This is a genomic window from Kitasatospora sp. NPDC007106 (genome assembly GCF_040634455.1).
In the GTDB taxonomy this organism is placed as follows: Bacteria; Actinomycetota; Actinomycetes; order Streptomycetales; family Streptomycetaceae; genus Kitasatospora; species Kitasatospora arboriphila.
Window position 1 is genome coordinate 1 of record NZ_JBEYFP010000642.1, and the last position, 3408, is coordinate 3408.

The 3408-nt window shown below is 74.6% G+C and carries 5 protein-coding genes and 3 tRNA genes; 4 read left to right on the plus strand and 4 right to left on the minus strand.

Annotated elements, in window-relative coordinates; translation table 11 throughout:
• Positions 1-191: 191 nt before the first annotated feature.
• The gene (locus tag ABZ641_RS29955) at positions 192-1040 is read left to right on the plus strand and encodes a sulfurtransferase (RefSeq protein ID WP_344627803.1); all 849 of its coding nucleotides are present in this window, start codon (positions 192-194) and stop codon (positions 1038-1040) included.
• Between the two features lie 95 nt (positions 1041-1135).
• On the opposite strand, the gene ABZ641_RS29960 is transcribed toward ABZ641_RS29955, so the two are convergent.
• The 4 genes from ABZ641_RS29960 to ABZ641_RS29975 all read right to left on the minus strand — a co-directional run bounded on the left by ABZ641_RS29960 (position 1136) and on the right by ABZ641_RS29975 (position 1896).
• A tRNA-Phe gene (locus tag ABZ641_RS29960) sits at positions 1136-1209 on the minus strand.
• Between the two features lie 27 nt (positions 1210-1236).
• Positions 1237-1310: transfer RNA gene (locus ABZ641_RS29965), tRNA-Asp, on the minus strand.
• 55 nt (positions 1311-1365) lie between these two features.
• Positions 1366-1438, minus strand: a tRNA-Glu gene (locus ABZ641_RS29970).
• 116 nt (positions 1439-1554) lie between these two features.
• Positions 1555-1896, minus strand: a complete 342-nt coding sequence (locus tag ABZ641_RS29975) for a metallopeptidase family protein (protein WP_095873704.1) — start codon at positions 1894-1896, stop codon at positions 1555-1557.
• Positions 1897-2032: 136 nt separating this feature from the next.
• Between ABZ641_RS29975 and ABZ641_RS29980 the strand changes: the two genes are divergently transcribed.
• The 3 genes from ABZ641_RS29980 (at position 2033) to crcB (ending at position 3304) form a co-directional block, all read left to right on the plus strand.
• Entirely contained in the window at positions 2033-2437 is a 405-nt protein-coding gene (locus tag ABZ641_RS29980; RefSeq protein WP_344627819.1) for a CrcB family protein, read from the plus strand.
• 82 nt (positions 2438-2519) lie between these two features.
• The gene (locus ABZ641_RS29985) at positions 2520-2933 is read left to right on the plus strand and encodes a DUF190 domain-containing protein (RefSeq protein ID WP_359986792.1); all 414 of its coding nucleotides are present in this window, start codon (positions 2520-2522) and stop codon (positions 2931-2933) included.
• Positions 2930-3304, plus strand: coding sequence for a fluoride efflux transporter CrcB (gene crcB / locus ABZ641_RS29990; RefSeq protein ID WP_359986795.1), 375 nt, complete (start codon positions 2930-2932; stop codon positions 3302-3304). Before ABZ641_RS29985 ends, crcB begins: the two co-directional genes overlap by 4 nt.
• Positions 3305-3408 lie beyond the last annotated feature (104 nt).

Consider the following 3408-nt stretch of genomic DNA (forward strand, 5'->3'; position numbering starts at 1 on the left):
CGGGCGCCGTTGCCCACCCCCGTGGGGCAGCGGCGCCCGGTCCCGCCCCCGGCAGGCCCCGCCGCCGCCGCGCGTCCGCGCCCCCCGCGCAGTTCCCCGGAACGCCCCGGTCGTTTGCACACCTGTACTACTGTGCGTCGGACGCCCGTGAACGGTGTGTGCGGGGTGGCCGAGCGGAGAAGGTGCGTGCGATGAGTCTGCTGTCCCCTCCCGGACCGCTGGTGCCGGCCGACTGGCTGGCGGAGCACCTGGGCCGGCCCGGGCTGGTCGTGCTCGACGCCAGCGTCGGGGCGTACCGGGGGATCCGGCGGCCGATCCCCGGATCGCGGACCTTCGACATCGACGGCGCGCTCTCCGACCCGGCGGACCCGCTGCCGCACACCATGCCCGGCCCCGAGCAGTTCGAGCGCGAGCTGCGCGCCCTCGGGGTGGACGACGACAGCGTCGTGGTGGCCTACGACAACGCCGGCATCTACTCCAGCGCCCGGGCCTGGTGGATGCTGCGGGCGATGGGCTTCGACCGGGCGGCCGTGCTGGACGGCGGACTGCCGGTCTGGGAGGCCGCCGGACTGCCGCTGACCGAGGCCGGCGCCGAGCAGGAGCCCGTCGAGCCCGGCACCTTCACCGCCAGGCCCCGCGCCGGGCTCCTGGTGGACCGCCGCGCGGTGGACGCCGCGCTCGCCGACCCCGCCACCACCGTGCTCGACGCCCGCAGCCGGGACCGCTACACCGGCCGGGTCGAGGAACCCCGCCCGGGGCTGCGCCGCGGCCACATCCCCGGCGCGGTGAACCTGCCCTACCTCGACCTCCAGGTGGACGGCCGGATGCGGCCCGCCGACGAACTGAAGGCCCGGTTCGCGGCCGTCGCCGACGGGCGGGAGCGGCTGGTGGTCAGCTGCGGCTCCGGGGTGACCGCCTGCGTGCTGGCCCTCGGCGCCGAGCTGGCCGGCTACCGCGACCTCGCCGTGTACGACGGCTCCTGGAGCGAGTGGGGCCGCCCCGGCGACCTCCCCGTCACCCAGGGGCCCGACCCGGAGTGACCACCCCGGCGGGGGCGCGCGCCCGCCCCCGCCGCCCGTACCCGGGAGACACGAAGGAGCCCCCGCAGCGATCTACGCTGCGGGGGCTCCGACTGTGGCCAGGGCCGGGGTCGAACCGGCGACCTTCCGCTTTTCAGGCGGACGCTCGTACCAACTGAGCTACCTGGCCGTACTGCGACGTCTCTTGCGAGACGAGCGATCCCGACGGGACTTGAACCCGCGACCTCCACCTTGACAGGGTGGCGAGCTAACCAACTGCTCCACGGGACCTGGTGCGGAAGATCCGCTCAGGCCTTGCGGCACTGCACTGTACTACGGTAACGCGTGCCCCCAACGGGATTCGAACCCGTGCTACCGCCTTGAAAGGGCGGCGTCCTGGGCCACTAGACGATGAGGGCTTGCGGCCCCCCTCTGCTGTTATCCAGCGTTCGGGGACGTCGAGAAGCATATGGGATGCCGGGCGGGAACACCAAAACGGTTTCCGGCCGTGATGTCGGGTGTCGCGCGCCGGGGGTCAGGACCAGCCCAGCTCGTGGAGCTCGTGGTCGTCGAAGCCGAAGTGGTGCGCGACCTCGTGGATCACCGTCGTCCGGACCTCGTCGGTGATCTGCTCGTACGTCTCGCAGTACCGCAGGGTCGGGCCCATGTAGATGATGATCCGGTCCGGCAGCACCCCGGCGTACCACTCGCCGCGCTCGGTCAGCGGGGTCCCCTCGTACAGGCCGAGGAGGTCGGGGGAGGCGGGATCCGGTTCGTCCTCGACGAAGATCGCGACGTTGTCCATCATCGCCGCGAGCTTCGGGGGGATCTGGTCGAGGGCATCGGCGACCAGCGTCTCGAACTCGTCCCGGGTCATCTCCACCGCCTCATTGTCGGGTGTGCGGTGACGGTGTGCCAGGTGATCCACGCGGGTGATTCACTGGAGTGTGCGCTCGGACCGGACAAGCGGGGTCGCGGCGCCGCCGCGGGAGGCCGCCGGCGGCAGGCCGCCGGTGCTGCGCGGCCAGGGGCCGACCGTCGCCGTGGTGGCGCTCGGCGGCGCGCTGGGGGCATCCGCCCGGTACGGCGCGGCCCTCGCCTGGCCGACCGGCCCCGACGCCTTCCCGTGGACGACGCTGCTGGTCAACACCCTCGGCTGCACGGTGATCGGGGTCTTCCTGGTGCTGGTCACCGAGGTCTGGGCGCCGCACCCGCTGCTCCGGCCGTTCTTCGGGACGGGCGTGCTGGGCGGGTTCACGACCTTCTCCACGGCCACCGTCGAGGTCCAGCGCCTGATCGACCACGGGGCGCCCGCCCGCGGCCTGGCCTACCTGGCCGCCACCGTGCTGGCCGCCCTGACCTCGGTCTGGATCGCGGCCGGCCTGACCCGGCGGCTGCTCGGCCGGCGGGTCGGATGACCGCGGGGCGCGGCGGCCGGCCGCACCGCGACGACCACCGGGGCGATCACCGCGACGACGGACGTGACGGCAGGAGGACGGGATGAGCCGACTCAGGGGCACGGCCCTGCGCCTGACCGTGCTGGTCGGCGAGAGCCGGATGTACCGCTCCCGCCCGCTGTACACCGAGGTGGTGCACCGCGCGCACGCCGCCGGCCTGGCCGGGGCGAGCGTCTTCCGCGGCATCGAGGGCTTCGGTGCCTCCTCGGTGATCCACACCGCCCGGCTGCTCTCGCTCGGCGAGGACCTGCCGGTGGCGGTCGTGGTGGTGGACACCGCGGAGCGGATCCGGGCCTTCCTGCCCCGCCTGCAGGAGCTCTCCGGGCTCGGGCCGGTGCTGCTGGAGGAGTGCGAGGTCGTCCGGTTCGGTCCCGCGGAGGCGGAGGCGGAGGCGGAGGCGGAGGCGGAGGCGGACGGCGGCCCGGCGGAGGGCGCCGGGCGGGAGGAGGGCCGGTGACCTGGCTGCTGGTGATCGCCGGTGCGGCGGTCGGCGCTCCGCTGCGCTACCTGACCGACCGGGCCGTCCAGGCGCGGCACGACTCGGTGTTCCCCTGGGGCACCTTCACCGTGAACGTCTCCGGCTGCCTGGTGCTCGGCCTGTTGACCGGTGCGGCGGCGCACGGCGCGGCCTCCTCCGACCTCCAACTGCTCATCGGCACCGGCCTGTGCGGGGCGTTGACGACCTACTCCACGTTCTCGTACGAGACGCTGCGGCTGGCGCAGAGCGGCGCCCGGTTCATGGCGTTCGCGAACGTCGCGGGCAGCCTGCTGGCGGGCCTCGGCGCGGCGTACGCGGGAACGGCGCTGGCGCACGCGCTCTGGGGCTGACGCCCCGTCCGACTCCCCGGTGCGGGCGCTCCGGGCACGGCCGCGCGCAGGTCCGCGCGCAGGCCCGCGCGGAGGGCCGTACGGGGGCGCGGGGAGGGCCGCCC